This window comes from Vibrio wakamikoensis, assembly GCF_050337275.1.
In the GTDB taxonomy this organism is placed as follows: domain Bacteria; phylum Pseudomonadota; class Gammaproteobacteria; order Enterobacterales; family Vibrionaceae; genus Vibrio; species Vibrio chaetopteri.
Genome location: NZ_JAKJST010000014.1, coordinates 85830 through 101200, shown reverse-complemented (window position 1 = coordinate 101200; position 15371 = coordinate 85830). Strand labels below are relative to the sequence as shown.

Genomic DNA, 15371 nt, shown 5'->3' with positions numbered 1-15371 from the left:
ACACCTAGTGCTAGAATGTCCGCCCAACGGCTAAAAGTAAAAACAAAGGTAAGATAATGAATCCAATTATTGCCCTATTGAAAGAGAACAATATTAGTGACGCGCAAATCAATGAGATTTTCGAGACACTAACGCAAAACCCATTAGCGGCCATGGCAACCATTAGCCAACTGGGCCTGCCTCAAGACAAACTTCAACTATTGATGAATCAAGTGATGCAAAACCCAGCACTCATCAAAGAAGCGGTAGAAGAGCTTGGCCTCGATTTTGCTAAAGTTGAAGCGGCAAAAGAACAGCTAAACAAGTAATGCCTGAGACGTAAAAAGGCCGAGGTGACATTCGTTATCCTCGGCTTTTTTGTAGCCATAGTTTCAATTTGATGCTGACCCAAACAGCTCAACACATCATACAGGTAACAAGAACCGCCTTATTAGGCCTTCTGTTGGTAACTAAGGCGACTTCTCCATCCCAAGTTGCTAGAATCCGCACAGCTTTCAACCGTTACTCGTAAATAATTAAGTTTCCTATGTATAAATTAACCGTAAATCTCGCCGACTTCCTTGCCCAATACTGGCAAAAGCAGCCAACTATTATTAAAGGTGGATTCGCCTCTTTCACGGATCCTATCTCGCCAGAAGAGCTTGCAGGGCTATCGATGGAAGAAGAGATCGACTCTCGCTTTGTCTCCAATCTTGATCAAAATTGGCAGGCTGAACACGGCCCGTTTACTGAACAAAAATTCGCAGAGCTTGCAGATAGCCACTGGTCTTTAATTGTGCAAGCCACTAATCATTGGCATGCGGGTGCTGCTGAACTCATCGAGCCGTTTAAAGCGCTCCCTCAGTGGCTATTTGATGATTTAATGGTGAGCTACTCCGTCCAAGGTGGCGGGGTGGGTCCACACATCGACCAATACGATGTCTTTATTGTTCAGGGAATGGGAAAACGTCATTGGCGAGTTGGCGCGAAAGATATTGGGCAATACAAAGAAACTAAGCGCCATGAAGCACTGCGCCAAATTGAGTCTTTTGATGCCATCATCGACGATGTGCTTGAACCTGGCGATATACTCTATATCCCACCTGGTTTTCCACATGATGGATACGCCCTTGAGCCATCACTCAGCTACTCCGTTGGCTTTCGTTCTCCAAAAGAACAAGAACTTATCAGCAACTTCGCCGACTATGTGTTAGCTCACGACTATGGTGATAAGCACATGGATAAGCCGACTCTCAGTGCTACCAAGCACTTCGGTCAAATCAGCACCAATGATAAAGAAACGCTGACAAACATGTTGATGTCGGCACTGCAAGACGAGTCGACCATCAAAGACTTTCTAGGTTGTATGCTTAGTCAGTCGCGTCATCAGCTCAATATCATTGAACCGGAACAAAAGTGGACATCCGAAGATATCGCCCAGCACCTTTCAAACGGTGGTTCTATCTATAAAGTGGCGGGATTACGTGCTCTGTTACATGAAGAAGAGCCGACCATGGTGTACATCAATGGTGAAGTGTTCAAGTTGCCAGAAGCGCAAACTTGGTTAGCAAGAGCCCTCACAGATAGTGACGTTATTGTAGATATAGAGCCTAACTCTCACGTGGTACCGCTTCTGACTGAGCTCATTAATAAAGGCTACTGGTTCATCGACTAACAACAAAAATGGCGTCCGATTTGGACGCCATTTTTTCTTCTACTCGGGGCGGTTAGTCTTTAATACGAACAAGAGTAAACAGCGCAAAAGCAAGTGCTACTGCGGCACTTAGCGCAATAAAGGTGAACAAGCTCGCCATACCCGCAACCTCACCCACAACACCGCCAAGCGCTGTGCCCGCTGCGTAACCGCCCGCAATCGCGAACAGCAGAAAGCCTTGGGTCGCTGCAGGAGACAAAGTCGTGACCTTGGCAACAATTGCCGGCTTAACCATGTCGACCATCGACAAGCACTGCATAAACACTAGGTGCATCACAAGTGGTAGATAAAAGTATTCTGTAGAGCCAGTGACTAAGTTTGAAAGTACCGTGCCAACCACAATGTAGCCAACTAACCCCACAACCCACACTTTACCTGCCCCGAATTTTCCAAGTGCACGACCAGCAATATCCAATGTTAATAGACTAATTACCGAAGAGATGGATAGCAGCAATGCCGTTGCTGACTTGTCAATGTTAAACAAGCTTTCAAATAGGTTAGGACCTTGCGCGACTTGGTTAGAGCTTGCCAGCATTGCAATGAACACCGCCAACAGGAAAGTAACAAACGTTAGGTTCCAGCGCCCTTTTTCTTCGCTTTCACCTTGTTGTGGTGTATCCGACACAATGCGCTGCGCAGCCGCTTTGCCATCAATAGATACAATTATCATCGCAATAATCGAAAGCGCGCTAACAATACCGAAGCTGAGCGTTGCACTGATGCCTTCAGCTATAGCCAAAATTGCGCCCATGACAATCGCGCCAACAAAGATACTTTGGTTCATGCGAGTTAAGCGCAATGCCTCTTGCGCTTTATCAAAACCTGCTGCCACGATAAAGGTCGGGTTGACGGTCATTAGTGTGATAGAGCCAAGACCCACCAAGAATGTCGCCAGGTACATCGCCCACGTCGTAGGAACAAAAGCGAACAACGCCATGGCAAAGGCATAGAATACGAGTGATGCTTTTTGTGCCATGCTATGCAGCTTCAAGCGATCGACGGTTGAACCTATTAGTGGCGCAATAAAACCGCTTAATCCAACAAACGAAAGCGCTGCTCCCGTGTGTACCATAGAGCCCGTCACGTCCAGAATATGACTAGGGATCAAAAGCGGTAACGCGATAAGCTGGATAGCACCAAACATAAACGCTGCGGCATACCAAAATGAAAGTCCGTGTTTTTGCATAAGTTAATGACCTGATTATCTGATTTCTATTGTCAGCCTATTCTTATTTGCTGCCAATGAGCAGTATCAAACCAGAATAATAGGTAACATACGTCGCTGGTTTCATGAACGTTTTTAACTCGAATTAGCCAAATTAATCCAACCCATTAACAGAGCTATATCTATTTCGCGCACAATTTCACAGTTACATATTTTGTAATATTTAGTTTCTGTAAAACAATCCTTCAGTTGATGCTGATCAGTATTTAAAAGTGTCGATATCCTCAGACTATGCATTCTGTTCCACTTTCAATAGGTTGTTCCATGTCTGACTTAACTAAAGAACGTAAAGTAACGATCGGAAGCTATATAGCCTTAGCTTTTGCGATTGTTTTCTTCTCTGGCTTACTCCAATCCAACGAATGGTATGGGGTATTTGATTTCACCACGCTCAACGGTGCATTTGGCCAAGTTGCCCACAACGTCACTGAAACTGAAAATGGCGTTCAAGCTGCAACCACCTCTTTTCGCGGTGTCGGTGGCAGTGGCGCACGTGACGGCTTCATTTTCGCATTGACTCTGATTCCAACCGTGATGTTCGCTCTGGGTATGATTAATGTGCTTGAGCACTATGGCGCGCTGGATGCGGCTCGCAAATTGCTTTCTCCCCTTCTACGTCCGCTAATGGGCATTCCTGGCAACTCTGGCCTAGCATTGATTGCCTCATTGCAAAGTACAGATGCAGGTGCGGCGATGACGCGTCAGCTAAAAGACGAAGGTCACCTAACCAAGCGCGAAACCGACGTTTTCACCATGTTCCAGTTCACCGCAGGTGCGGCGATTGTAAACTTCTTCTCATCTGGTGCCGTACTTTTCACATTGACTCTTATGGACGGCTCACTTGCCGTAACATCTTCAATTGGTTTGGCCGTCGCCGTCATGTTCTTGTTTAAGTTCGTTGGCGCTAACCTGTTCCGTGTGTATTTGAACATTACTGAAGGCAAAGAAGATAAGACACCAAAACAAGACCAAACGAATACGCAGCAGGAGACCGCATAATGAGCGACGTAAAAGCTAAAAAACCAATGGTCACTGACATTTTTGTTGAAGGTGCAAAGAAAGGTTGGGTAATCGCCACCACGTCAACCGTACCGAATGTCCTAATGGCATTTGTGATCATCAAAGCACTGCAAATTACCGGTGCTCTAGATGCTATGGGCGCTATTTTTGCTCCAGTCATGGCTATTTTTGGCTTGCCTGGCGAAGCGGCGGCTGTACTTATTGGTGCTTGGATGTCGATGGGCGGCGCGGTTGGTGTGGTCATCACACTGTTTGACCAAGGCATCTTAAATGGTACTCACATAGCCATCTTAGCGCCTGCTATCTATCTGATGGGATCTCAAATTCAATACATGGGTCGTATTATGGGACCGATTGGTACTGAAGGCCGTTACATTCCAGTAATGATCGCAATCTCTGTCCTCAACGCCTTTGGCGCTATGTTCCTAATGAACATTTTGGTCTAGCAATAGCACTAATTTGACCATAAAAAAATGCCCATCATTCTATGTTGATGGGCATTTTCTATTTGTGGCGATTACACCTTAAAATTAGCGACTTGCTGATGAAGCTCGCCCACGTTCGCGGTGACCTGCTCTGTCACCTCGTTGGCTGAACGTGTTTGTCCTGCGACCGCACTGAGTGAGTCATTGATATCATTCACTAACCCTGAGATGGTTTGTGTCGCATTCGCCTGCTGCTCTGCGGTTGCCGCTAAGCTCGCCATTTGTGCATTCACAAGTTCTACTTGTTCTGCCGACAACTGAATTCGACCCAGCGCTTCATGAGTCTGCTCCATAGCATCGGAAGCAATCGAAGTTCCCTCATTGATTTGCTCTTCCACTTTATTGGTTGAACTGCGGATAGCTTGCACAATGGCGTTTATCTCTGTAGTGGATTCCGTTGTTCGGCTGGCAAGCATTCTCACCTCATCAGCAACCACGGCAAAGCCTCGGCCTTGCTCTCCTGCTCTTGCCGCTTCTATCGCCGCATTAAGCGCTAATAGATTGGTTTGCTCAGCCAACCCTTCTATTACCTCGGTTACTTTGCCGATAGCTTGACTCTCGTTGCTAAGCTGCGCGACGAGCTGCTGTGCAGTTTGAATCGCACTAACCAAATCCGTCATATTGCCGTGGTTTTCGGTCAACATCGTTTCACCAGAGGCTAACTCTTGCTTAGCATCCACCAGCGCAGAAGACGAAATCTGAACCTGGCTTGCGGTTTGCTCAGAGCCCACCGCAACCTCAGACAGCGAATGACCAATGTTATCTAGGTTTGACGACTGCAATTCAACTTGCTGCAAACTTTGGCGACTATGTTTGGTCAAGTCATCCATCTTGTCCTCAACAGCGCCAACACTTTGCGACACTTGCCCCACTAACCTAGACAGTGATTGGTTCATGCTGTTGATAGAGACCATAAGATCCGCCAATTCATCGCGGCCAGTGACCGTCAGTGGTGCACTCGACACATCACCTGCAGCGATCAACTGCGCACGCTTAGCAATTAGCGACACACGGCCACCAATTTGACGCCCTAAGAAATGGGAAACGATAAAGGCGACACCAAGAACAGCAACGCAGCTTAGCGCTAGTATTGCCAGCAGTGATTTCACGCTAGAGCCGATGCGATTTTCTGTCTCGCTTGCTTTTTGTTGAGCAAGAAGAACCACATTATCTAGCTCACTTTCAACTCGCTGAATCGATGGTAGCAACTCAGACTCCATCAAGAAATTAGACTGGTTCCAGCTCGGTGATTGGCGCAGTTCAATCACTTGTTTTGCTAGCGGTATATACAGGCCTTTCATCTCATTAAACAGAGACCATAGACTTTCATCACTGCTACTAAATAGCTGTGTTTTGTAGCCGATTTGCTCGACGACTTTAGCGTGTGATTTCAAAAAGTCATTGTACTTATCGAGGTAGTCTTGATTGCCGTACTGAAGATAATCTCGCTGAGCAGAAAGTGCGTTAGCAAGAGAGTTGTAGGCGTCGGCATAGAGTTTAAATAAGCGTTTGCGCTCACCACCCGCCACGCGGCCTGCTTCTTCGTTGATAAGCCCCTGTATTTGATCAAGAGCGACCTCAGCAATTGGCGCCGCTTCATTGATAAATAGCGCATGCGCTGGGAGGTTGTCATGGGTTTGCGCAATCTCTAATATTTTATTCGCGGTCTCTTTAATCGATGTCCAGCGCTCACTCACTGCCAAATAGGTTTGTTCCGGCAACAGTCCTTCTAAGCTAATAAGCTGAATATCAACGCGTTCAATATGTTCCAGCACCTTGGTTTTAGAAGCCTCTACCTGCTCTTCCGAGCCCACCAGCAACATATGGCCTCTTAACTCAGAAACCGTCGTTTGCAATGACTGGCCAAGTTGGCGACTGGCATCAACCGTTGGTAGGTCAAAGCGCAATAGTGAATGTGTTTGTGTTTGCAGTCCATCGACGCTTCGATACACAAACAGAGATGAGACGATAAAAAGTACTGCAAGCGCCAGATAACTCATCCGAAGCTTACTCGATATCGAGAGTTTCATCCTTAAACCTCTATAAAATACAAACGAATTATCACTATATCGGTAAATTAAAAGAATTCTAAACATTTTGTTGATGTTTTTATTACCAATTTTTTGCGATGCCATGGATTAGACTTTAAGATTGAGATCAAAGTCGACATCACAAGGTGCAGTTATGGCTAAAGATTTATTCGCAAATCTTGATTTAAACCTATTAAGAACCTTCATCATCTTGAACCAAGAGCGCAATATGCGAAAAGCGGCGGAGCGCCTGTTTGTCTCACAGCCCGCCGTAAGTAAAGCTCTGCAACGACTGCGTGATCACTTTGATGATGAGCTGTTCGTAAAAACCCATCATGGATTGCGTGCTACCGAAAAAGCACACCAATTGGCGGATGCATTAAGCCCTGTCATGGATGATTTGGCGAGTGCAGTCAATCACTCTGCAGAATTTGACCCAGCGGAACTGGATGTCACCTTAAAGCTTGCTATCTCCCCTTTTTTCCTCGCCGGGATCGCCAACCAACTGTTTAATGCTATCCGGGCAGAAGCGCCTAATGTGCAAGTTCAGCTACTTAACTGGAGTAAGTCAACGATTCAAGATATCGTAAACGACGATATTCATTTAGGGCTAAACTACACCATCAATCATGCACCAAAGGAAATCATCCAAAAGCGCATCATAGAAGACCGGTTCAAAGGCTACTTGCGTACTGGGCACCCGTACGACAAAGACTACCTAGAAATTGATGACGGTGTAGAGTTTGAAATTGCCACGCTTATTGCTGCTGACTGGAACTCGAATCAATCCATATCGGAAAAGATGATTCGTATGCGAGGCCATGATCCTAAGATCGTATTTCGATCCGAACTTCCCTCGGCAATTATCGACGTAGTGAAGCACTCAGATATGATGTTCCCAGGCTCTAGCTTTTTAAACCTCGACACACACCCGGGGCTACGTTCACTCGATATCTACTTCGGTAGCGCCGCCTTAGACACAGATATCAATGCCTTCTACCACTACAAAAACCGAAACAACACCACCACCTTGTGGCTACATAAGCTTATTAAGACAATTTTAACCGCTGATAACCCTGGGTTATCAGGCTAATAATAGCCATTTATTAATAACTTAAGTTCATTTGCATGATAAAGGCTGTTCATTAGTTCAGCCTCATCAAATTCTTTATAGTTCTCTCATCGGCTCGGAACGCCAAATCAAAAAGCAAGATGCCTCCTTTAGTTCCAATACAATTTTGAGAGATAACCATGAAACTTAAATTAATCAGTGCAGTAATCGCCGCTTCATTCCTAGCAGGTTGTTCTTCTAATGGTTCTAGTCACGATGGCGGTGAGCAAGCACCGCAAGATGGAATCGCCAACGTAACCGTTCATGAAGGTGATGTTTTCAACGCTGCGCTGGTTGAAGGCGACGAAGGCAACCACAATGTACTTGCTGTAGGGGGCACCGAAGGCAATGGCTACATTGTTCACAACGGCACAACTTATCTCGTTGAGGCGGGTGATGTGACTACCCTTGACGGTCAAGAAGTTGGCAGCATTCAAGCACAAGACGGCGGTTTCATTTTCCACGGTGTTAACGGTGGTGAAGTTAAGCTAACTAATGTTGATGGTCGTCTGGTTATTTCGGATTATCAACCACCTCGTCCTGGTAACGATTTACCAGTTACCGACCCAGATTTCGGTGTAAGTCCAAGTGATGTTTGGTTTATCGATAGCGAAACCGGTGAGCTTAAGTTTAATGGTGAGACCGTTGGCCAAATCTCTCCAACAGATGACGTGGTCGATGGTACAGGTACTTATAACGTTCGAATTGGCGATGACTACGAAGTAAAGCAAATCCAAGTGATTAACTATGGTGGCTATGTTGAGATCAAAGTACCAGGCAAAGGTCGCCTTGCGATCACTATCGATAACGGTGTGATTAGCCGCATTGGATGGGATGCTCCAGAAATGGATCAACCTATCGAGATTGACCCTGGCTTTGGTAATGATCGAGTGATTAAAGATATCGAGCGCCAAGAAACGGCAACCGGTGTTGAAATCAAACTGGTCGGCTTCAACGGCGGTGAAGTTTACGTGTACACCGACCGAAATGGCAAAGTGGAAGATGTCAAAATGAATTCAGAGGCGAGTGCGTTCATTAAAGCTCACTTACCTAAATCAGAGATCAACCGCGATGAAGTAAGACAAAAATTGCAATCGCTATCTCAAGAACAACGCCAACAAATCAAGCAAGCAGTAAAAGACCGCGTTGGTCGCTCTTAACAGACAGCATCATTAGATAAAACCAAAGGAGCCGGATTTATTCGGCTCCTTTTATTTTGAGCGAAAGAAATATGAAGAGATACATAGCTACCGCGATGGCGTTGTTGCCTTTTTCTACGTTGGCCAGTCACCATGAATTGTCCTACTACGAACCAACCATGAGTTTTCAAACCTCAAAAGTGGCAGACACTTGGGTTGGGACTCTTTCCGGTACGGTTCAAGCGACAGAAGAAATCAATCTAGGGTTTGAAGTTGATTCAACGGGCTACCTTGAGCTAGGTGCCGGCTACGGTATGTTGTTAGGCGAAACCTATACAGAAGCCTTCGCTACATATGGCAGAGCGGACTTGGTCGACATCTACAACCTTGGCGCTTTCGCCGGTCGTATGCTTAGCCACAATGTTTTAGTCTTCGCTTCAACATCCTATGAGTGGCGAAAAAATGTCTTTCAGAGTGATGACTTCCCTATTTTGAGTCCAAATTTCAGCACACACCGCGAATGGAAAGCAAGCTTGGGAGCAAGCTACACCCCGGTGACTTGGCTAACCTACAGCTATGCGCTCAACCACGACCGTATTATGTCCGAAACACATTTGGAGCCCAGTATTTTTCATGCCGACTTTACCCTGACCTTTAAGCCAAAATATGTAGAGCCATATGTAAAATACCGATATGGCCAACACCGCGTCCGTCCGGGAGAGCCAAGAACGACAGAAGGTACATTTGAGTTTGGGTTTAACCTAAATTTCCGATAATCAAAAGTGATTAAGGCCAAATGCAGTCAGCATTTGACCTATTGACTACTTGCCCTTTTGAGAAGTGGTAAGCAGCAACCGACTTACCTTCGTGCTCTCGACTTGTATTTTTTGATTGAGGCTAGGGTTAACAAAGCGAATAACGACAACATCGACGCAGATCCACCGTTTTCTTCGGCAATAGCTGGCGCTGTTGGTAATTCTGGAATCTCAATATTTGGGTCGATGCGTGAGGTAGTTTCATCACAGTGTTCATAGTCACTAGAGTCTGACAACTGACAATGAGCTATGTAGTCCACTTCCATAGTGGCACGTTGCAAATTAGGGTCAATTTGCCCACCTAACATACCTCCCATGGCGACATTAAGTAGAACAAACATAGGTTCTTTGTAGCGTGGACACTGGCTCACGTCGTGGCGAATGACTTCTTGGTCATCGATGAAAAAAGCAATTGAGTCGCGATCCCATTCAATGGCATAACGATGCCAGTCCAAGACATCTTGCGCACCATTCGTGTATGGGTGGCGATATTCAGCACCGCACCCCGCAGTATTGAAAAAGTTGGTGATATAGCTTTGTGGCTGATTGGAAAACCACTCCCAAACATCAATTTCGCTGGCACCGGAGTTTGGCCAGCCAACATTGTCGTTGTCACCTTTTACCGGCTGCTCCGCGATTCTATTTTCTAGCATCCAAAAAGCTGGCCATGTCCCGCCCTCCAAATCGTGAAAGCGAATACGAGCTTCAATCCGACCGTACAAAAACTCTCGTTTGTCTTTGCTATTAAGCCGACCTGATGTCCAAGTTTTGGTTTGCCCTCCCAACGTCATACATTGGTTGGTTTGCTTTCTGGCGATAATTTTCAAAGTACCATCAGATACGTCATAGTTACGCGACTCGCTAACATCATCGTCGGTGTAACACTGCACTTCGTTGTTGTAGTTTGCTTGTGTTTGCGCCGTCCAGTTATCCCAATTGACACCTTCTCCCTCAAAGGTATCAATCCAATGAACCTCCCATCCGGCGTGCGCTTTAGGGGCGACAACACCAGCAACTAAAGCACCCAACATCAAACCAAGGCTGTAGAGCCTGTTGTTAACCATTTCTTTGCTCCTGTATTTCAGGCAGCACAAAAACCACTTGCGACACGACGGTCTAAGCAGAATTGAACTTAGAGATTAATGAAAGTGGCGATGGCATTATTGCCATCGCCTATCGATAGTTATGTTCTAACGTTAATTGAAGTAAGACTTATGTTATTGCTTCTGATGAGAGGTACTCATACCCGGGCAATTATTCAAACCAAGAGATATTGCGAACCTGAATATCCGCATCAGTCAGACCTACTTTAGTGGTACCGTTAACGATAAACGGCTGGGTGACTTGGCTTAAGTTTGGATCACTAGAGAACTCACTGATATCGACTTCAAATGATTGCCACTCGGTCGTTAGCTGACGTTCACCTTCATTAAAGCGAATCGTGTGATTGGTTGACCACTCACCGCCAGTATCGGATTGGAAACCAACACCAAACCCAAATTCAGCGAGTGCCTTACCACCCTCAGTAAAGCCACGGATTTCAAATTTGAGTGTCTTAACCGCGGTAAAATCACGGCGGCTGTCGTCACCAATGTGAGCTCCCCATCCCCAATCTTTTGCAGAGCTAGGTGAGGTAGCCACGGTTAGCACGCCTTCTTCGTCAACACCAGCCCAAGCTGTATCTTCCCAAGCAAACGCTCCTGCACCACTAAATAGACCAGCACCAAGGACTTTGAATTCACCCTCCACTGGAGGCTGTTCAACTGGAGCAAACGGTGGTGGTAAAACATCGTCCAAAAGTGATGCGTAGATACCACCGTAGCTCGCAGTAAAGCCATTGCAGTCACGTGTCAGCCCAAGCGCATTGAGTGTATCGACTTTGTCCCAAGCAACGTACTTAACATTACAATCGATATCGATAAGGCCGAAGCTTTTCTCTGAGTGACCTGGGTTGTCACCACCTTTCCATGGCTCGTCAAACGCTTGAAAGAAGAACAGAGATACGCCTTCGTTGTTAGCGAAGTCACGCATATCGTCATGGAACATCTTTTGTTTGTACTCATCAGCTGCTTGTGTGCCACCCTCGCCGTAACCGTCGTTAGAGTTAGTCGACCAACCTGTCTCACCTATATGAATTGGCTTGCTAGGATCGACGCTATTAATAAACTGCTGCGCGGCCGCGTACTGCTCTAGCGAATGCTGATGGGCTTTTTGCATTGAGATGGCAATTTGCTGCTCTTTAGTTAATGTCTGATCTTCTTCAGCTACCTTCCAATCTTCTTTAAACTCTGGATGATAGAAAGTGTCATGGTGTGCATATGTGTGCAGCGATACATAGTCCACCGCTTGTATTAGCGCTTTTAGATCTGCTTGGTCACCGTAGTTGCCATTGGGATCTATGCCTGCCCATACTGCCCAGTTGTCTGATGTCGTAACCCAAATGTCTTCGGTGTCACTGCTTTCAAGCTTCCAGCTTTGTAGGTCATTCACGTGATTGAGGATGATTGAAGGGTGGACCTTGTAAGACGAAGCCCAGTCGACCATTGCCTCATTACCCACCGCAATCACTTTAATGATATCGGGATACGCCAAGGCGAGTTCTTTTGCTTTTGCGAGCTCTAACGCGTTATTCGGAGAGTCGGTTGCCGAATCAATCGCCTCGCCAGTCCAAGCGCCGTTCGCATCTATCCAAACACCGAGCATGACGTACATTTCAAATGTATTGCCATCGCCTGCGGCCTCATCTTTAAGCTGACGGATTGCAGCTAACAGGTTCTCAGTGTTGCTCTTGCCATCAGTGCCAATAAATCCTTGAGTGTTATAGGTACGAACCACTTTAATGCCCATAGCATTAAGAATTTTCATATCTTCAACATGATCAGCGACAGAAGGAACAAGGTCACCAGATGCACGAGTGTCGCTACGCCATGCGCCATAAGAGATTGCTTGATACTGAGGGTTACCTAATAGTGGCTGACCCGTATCAGATACAGGGTAGCTCTCTGGCATCGGTTGCTCTGCTAGGCCATCCCCTTCAAGGCGAATATTGTCCCAATAAAACACTTTGTCACTGCCCACGTTTCCAAAGTCGAAAAACAAACTCTTCATGTTATAGGTAATAGCATCGCTCAACTCGCCTTGGTTCAAATCGGCAAAATCAAAAGTCAGCTGTTCCCATTCATTAGCCTTAGTCGTTGTCACTAGCACTTCAGCAAACTGAGTAGCATCGTTAGAATTTTCAACTTTAAGTAGAATTGGTACATCGACCTCTGGTGAATAAACCCATGCAGTGACAACGCTTCTTTCAGCGCTTAGCTCGAGGCTAGTACTATCTGCAATCGTACTACCAGCCCAAGTTTCTGCCCCGGCTACTTTCGTCGTCTTAAGTACCGAGCCTGTTACAGACATGGACGTTGGATCTGGGTTGATAGCGTTCGTTTCTGTGAACGCATTGCCAAAGTCAATTGGAGCTTGAGATTTCACATCCATTTGATAATCCGGCGTAACAGAAACAGTAATTTCACTACCGCCTCCATTGTCTCCACCTTGGTTACCACCATCCGTTGTAGTATCTGTAGAGTCTGAACCACAAGCCGCGAGCATCGCTGCAGCAGTGGCGAGAACAAGAGGTTTCAAACTGCTTTTAATCATTGTAACTTCCTTGCGTATTGGAATTTCTTATTGTTGAAGGCGCGAGGCACCATCATTGAACAGCTCAAAAAGTGGCATTATTTGAGTAAGCGCTTTCTTTTAAAGAAACAAGAAAACACTGATAAAGCCTCCTTTAGTTTCACCAAACTTGGCGAACTCACTATTGGTGAAAAGCTTGTATATCTAGTATTAATCAACATTTTCTGAGTGTATAGCGGTTAAAGAAAGTTGTTTTCGTAAACAAGAAAACCATCACCAATAAGAAAGCGCTTACTTTTATGGGAGGTTAGTCGACGGTTTATTGTTCAATATATTTAGAGGCTAGTTATCCAAACACACGCTCTCTTAGTTCATCATCCTACCTACTTGTCATCCTCGAGAAATCGAGGATCTCTTATAACGCATAGACATCTGAAAATTGACGATATGTATTTTGCATTTAGATAAGGTGCAGGCTGTGGAAGCTCCCCTTTTTCAAGGGGATGACAGGATTTGAATTTCTAAAACTAAAAAAGGAGCATACGAATATGCTCCTTATGGCCAGTTAGTCTTATGTATTAATTAACTATCTTTCGAATCGAATATTGTCTAACTTAAATGTCATCGCGCCTTGTGGTTCAAAGACTAGGAGGTTGTTTACCGCTTTTGGATCCGCCTGGGAGCCAGGCGCGAAGCTGTTATCACTATCTAAAATATCAGCGATGGCTATCTTCACCTGTCCCCATTCGCCTACCGCTGGCGTTGCAACGACATAGTCACTCGTGTTTGGCCAGCCACTGTCCATCTTGATTAGTAGCTCAGTATCTGAGCCTTGTTCTACTTTGATATCAAAAATTAAGGTGCCATTTTTCTTCCAATCTGTCATGTCAGTCACCGGAGATCGGAAATAGAGGTTACCCGCACCGTTTTGCTTAGTGATTTCAAGTACCGAACCACGTCCCGCTTCTTCAACGACTGCATGTTCCACTAGGTTCACCGGATCGTAACTTGCGAACGCCAGTGCTGCATTCAACGTATCCGTGAAAATATCCAGCGTTGGACTATCGGCATAGCTATCGTCCATCGCCAAGATAGCCGGCGCTTCGTGACCTTCGACGTGTTTCGCTAGTTCAGAGCGACTAGAGCAGCCCTTGCCTTTCCAGCGGTCGACGCCACATCGGTATACTTTGACATAATCCACCAGCATGGTTTTCGGATAATCACTATCATCAACACCCTGTTGATTGGCATTTGCAGACCAAGAACCACCAATCGCCAGATTTAACAGTAAGTGGAACTTCTCATCAAAAGGGGCTGCGCCTTTTGCATTGACCAATAGGCCTTTCTCTTTTTCATACTGGCTATACCAGCCATCTTGAGTCTGCGTGGCGTAGTGCAGATTATCAACGTACCAGCGGATTTCGCCTTCTTCCCACTCAATGGCGTAAGTATGGAATCCATCAGCTGGATTCACGCCCTCTGGCAACGTCGCACCTTGGCCGCTGTACACATTGTCTGGCCACTTCTTACCATAGTGGAGGCTGCCATAAATGCGGTTTTCTTCATCGCCAGATTGTGCATTCGGGGCATCGGATTGAGTCTTTAGGTTCACGGCCTCCATAATGTCAATTTCACCAGATGCCGCCCACGTCCCGTATTTATTTTCGGTTGGAAGCATCCAAATTGCCGGCCATGTACCTTGACCTGTAGGCAGTTTGGCGCGAATTTCAAAACGACCGTATTTTTGGTCGCGCTTGTCTTTAGTACGAAGCCTCGCCGAGGTGTAAGGCAGCGTTTTTTCCGGACCCGCTTTTCCTTCTGGATTATCAGACCCCGTGTAGCGCTCTTTGTGCGCTACAATGTGCAGCATACCATCTTGGACAAAAGCGTTCTTACTTCGGTTGGTGTAGCACTGCTGCTCATTATTGCCACCCCCCCAGCAGTTTTGCTCCAAACTCCAGTTTCGTTTGCTGATGCTGTCACCTTCAAACTGATCCTCCCATACCAACTGCCAATCACCACTTACTTCTACTGGAGCATTGGTAAGCATAACGGGTGCTTTGGTTTGGACGAGCCCTGTATCCGCTTCCTTCTCTTTGTCTGTACTAGCGCAGCCAGACAGCAGAGCTATTGAGATTACTGAGCCCAGTACTGTTGGGGTGAAATTTGCTGTTCGCTTTTCCATTCGCATCACTACTCCTTGAATACGAGTATGCCTAAACC

Annotated in this window: 12 protein-coding genes; 7 read left to right on the top strand and 5 right to left on the bottom strand. The window is 46.0% G+C overall.

Features of this window, described 5'->3' with window-relative positions; genetic code table 11:
* Positions 1–56 precede the first annotated feature (56 nt).
* Both L4C42_RS05195 and L4C42_RS05190 read left to right on the top strand, forming a co-directional pair.
* Positions 57–308, top strand: a complete 252-nt coding sequence (locus L4C42_RS05195; protein ID WP_112479601.1) for a DUF2999 family protein — start codon at positions 57–59, stop codon at positions 306–308.
* A gap of 218 nt (positions 309–526) precedes the next feature.
* Positions 527–1654: a JmjC domain-containing protein gene (locus L4C42_RS05190; protein ID WP_353499091.1), complete on the top strand. Its 1128-nt coding sequence runs from the start codon at positions 527–529 to the stop codon at positions 1652–1654.
* Between the two features lie 52 nt (positions 1655–1706).
* On the opposite strand, the gene L4C42_RS05185 is transcribed toward L4C42_RS05190, so the two are convergent.
* Positions 1707–2879 carry an MFS transporter gene (locus tag L4C42_RS05185; RefSeq protein WP_429759644.1) on the bottom strand — a complete coding sequence of 391 codons (1173 nt, stop codon included), beginning with the start codon at positions 2877–2879 and terminating at the stop codon, positions 1707–1709.
* Positions 2880–3182: 303 nt separating this feature from the next.
* On the opposite strand from L4C42_RS05185, the gene L4C42_RS05180 reads away from it, so the two are divergent.
* Together L4C42_RS05180 and L4C42_RS05175 are read left to right on the top strand one after the other, a co-directional pair.
* A complete protein-coding gene (locus L4C42_RS05180) occupies positions 3183–3917 on the top strand; it encodes a nucleoside recognition domain-containing protein (RefSeq protein ID WP_042497400.1) in 735 nt (244 codons plus the stop codon).
* Positions 3917–4384 carry a nucleoside recognition domain-containing protein gene (locus tag L4C42_RS05175; protein ID WP_112462870.1) on the top strand — a complete coding sequence of 156 codons (468 nt, stop codon included), beginning with the start codon at positions 3917–3919 and terminating at the stop codon, positions 4382–4384. Before L4C42_RS05180 ends, L4C42_RS05175 begins: the two co-directional genes overlap by 1 nt.
* Positions 4385–4455: 71 nt before the next feature.
* Here the strand turns inward: L4C42_RS05175 and L4C42_RS05170 are convergent, their stop codons facing one another.
* On the bottom strand, positions 4456–6453 hold the full coding sequence (locus L4C42_RS05170; RefSeq protein ID WP_429759641.1) for a HAMP domain-containing methyl-accepting chemotaxis protein: 1998 nt from the start codon (positions 6451–6453) through the stop codon (positions 4456–4458).
* A 154-nt stretch (positions 6454–6607) separates the two neighbouring features.
* Here L4C42_RS05170 and L4C42_RS05165 point away from each other — a divergent pair, with 154 nt between their 5' ends.
* From L4C42_RS05165 to L4C42_RS05155, 3 genes are all read left to right on the top strand, one after another.
* Complete coding sequence (locus L4C42_RS05165; RefSeq protein WP_353499088.1) at positions 6608–7546, top strand: LysR family transcriptional regulator; 939 nt, start codon at positions 6608–6610, stop codon at positions 7544–7546.
* Positions 7547–7704: 158 nt separating this feature from the next.
* Positions 7705–8724 (top strand): hypothetical protein, encoded by a 1020-nt coding sequence (locus tag L4C42_RS05160; RefSeq protein WP_353499087.1) that lies wholly within the window; start codon positions 7705–7707, stop codon positions 8722–8724.
* 71 nt (positions 8725–8795) lie between these two features.
* Positions 8796–9479: a hypothetical protein gene (locus L4C42_RS05155; RefSeq protein ID WP_353499086.1), complete on the top strand. Its 684-nt coding sequence runs from the start codon at positions 8796–8798 to the stop codon at positions 9477–9479.
* Positions 9480–9562: 83 nt separating this feature from the next.
* Here L4C42_RS05155 and L4C42_RS05150 read toward each other — a convergent pair whose 3' ends face one another.
* From L4C42_RS05150 to L4C42_RS05140, 3 genes are all read right to left on the bottom strand, one after another.
* The gene (locus L4C42_RS05150) at positions 9563–10582 is read right to left on the bottom strand and encodes a glycoside hydrolase family 16 protein (RefSeq protein WP_429759638.1); all 1020 of its coding nucleotides are present in this window, start codon (positions 10580–10582) and stop codon (positions 9563–9565) included.
* A gap of 190 nt (positions 10583–10772) precedes the next feature.
* On the bottom strand, positions 10773–13169 hold the full coding sequence (locus tag L4C42_RS05145) for a glycoside hydrolase family 17 protein (protein ID WP_429759636.1): 2397 nt from the start codon (positions 13167–13169) through the stop codon (positions 10773–10775).
* A gap of 565 nt (positions 13170–13734) precedes the next feature.
* Entirely contained in the window at positions 13735–15333 is a 1599-nt protein-coding gene (locus tag L4C42_RS05140; protein ID WP_429759634.1) for a glycoside hydrolase family 16 protein, read from the bottom strand.
* Between the last annotated feature and the right edge of the window lie 38 nt (positions 15334–15371).

Coding starts and splice junctions, on each gene's coding strand:
- L4C42_RS05195 (WP_112479601.1), top strand. CDS start 57: ATGAATCCAATTATTGCCCTATTGAAAGAGAACAATATTAGTGACGCG.
- L4C42_RS05190 (WP_353499091.1), top strand. CDS start 527: ATGTATAAATTAACCGTAAATCTCGCCGACTTCCTTGCCCAATACTGG.
- L4C42_RS05185 (WP_429759644.1), bottom strand. CDS start 2,879: ATGCAAAAACACGGACTTTCATTTTGGTATGCCGCAGCGTTTATGTTT.
- L4C42_RS05180 (WP_042497400.1), top strand. CDS start 3,183: ATGTCTGACTTAACTAAAGAACGTAAAGTAACGATCGGAAGCTATATA.
- L4C42_RS05175 (WP_112462870.1), top strand. CDS start 3,917: ATGAGCGACGTAAAAGCTAAAAAACCAATGGTCACTGACATTTTTGTT.
- L4C42_RS05170 (WP_429759641.1), bottom strand. CDS start 6,453: ATGAAACTCTCGATATCGAGTAAGCTTCGGATGAGTTATCTGGCGCTT.
- L4C42_RS05165 (WP_353499088.1), top strand. CDS start 6,608: ATGGCTAAAGATTTATTCGCAAATCTTGATTTAAACCTATTAAGAACC.
- L4C42_RS05160 (WP_353499087.1), top strand. CDS start 7,705: ATGAAACTTAAATTAATCAGTGCAGTAATCGCCGCTTCATTCCTAGCA.
- L4C42_RS05155 (WP_353499086.1), top strand. CDS start 8,796: ATGAAGAGATACATAGCTACCGCGATGGCGTTGTTGCCTTTTTCTACG.
- L4C42_RS05150 (WP_429759638.1), bottom strand. CDS start 10,582: ATGGTTAACAACAGGCTCTACAGCCTTGGTTTGATGTTGGGTGCTTTA.
- L4C42_RS05145 (WP_429759636.1), bottom strand. CDS start 13,169: ATGATTAAAAGCAGTTTGAAACCTCTTGTTCTCGCCACTGCTGCAGCG.
- L4C42_RS05140 (WP_429759634.1), bottom strand. CDS start 15,333: ATGGAAAAGCGAACAGCAAATTTCACCCCAACAGTACTGGGCTCAGTA.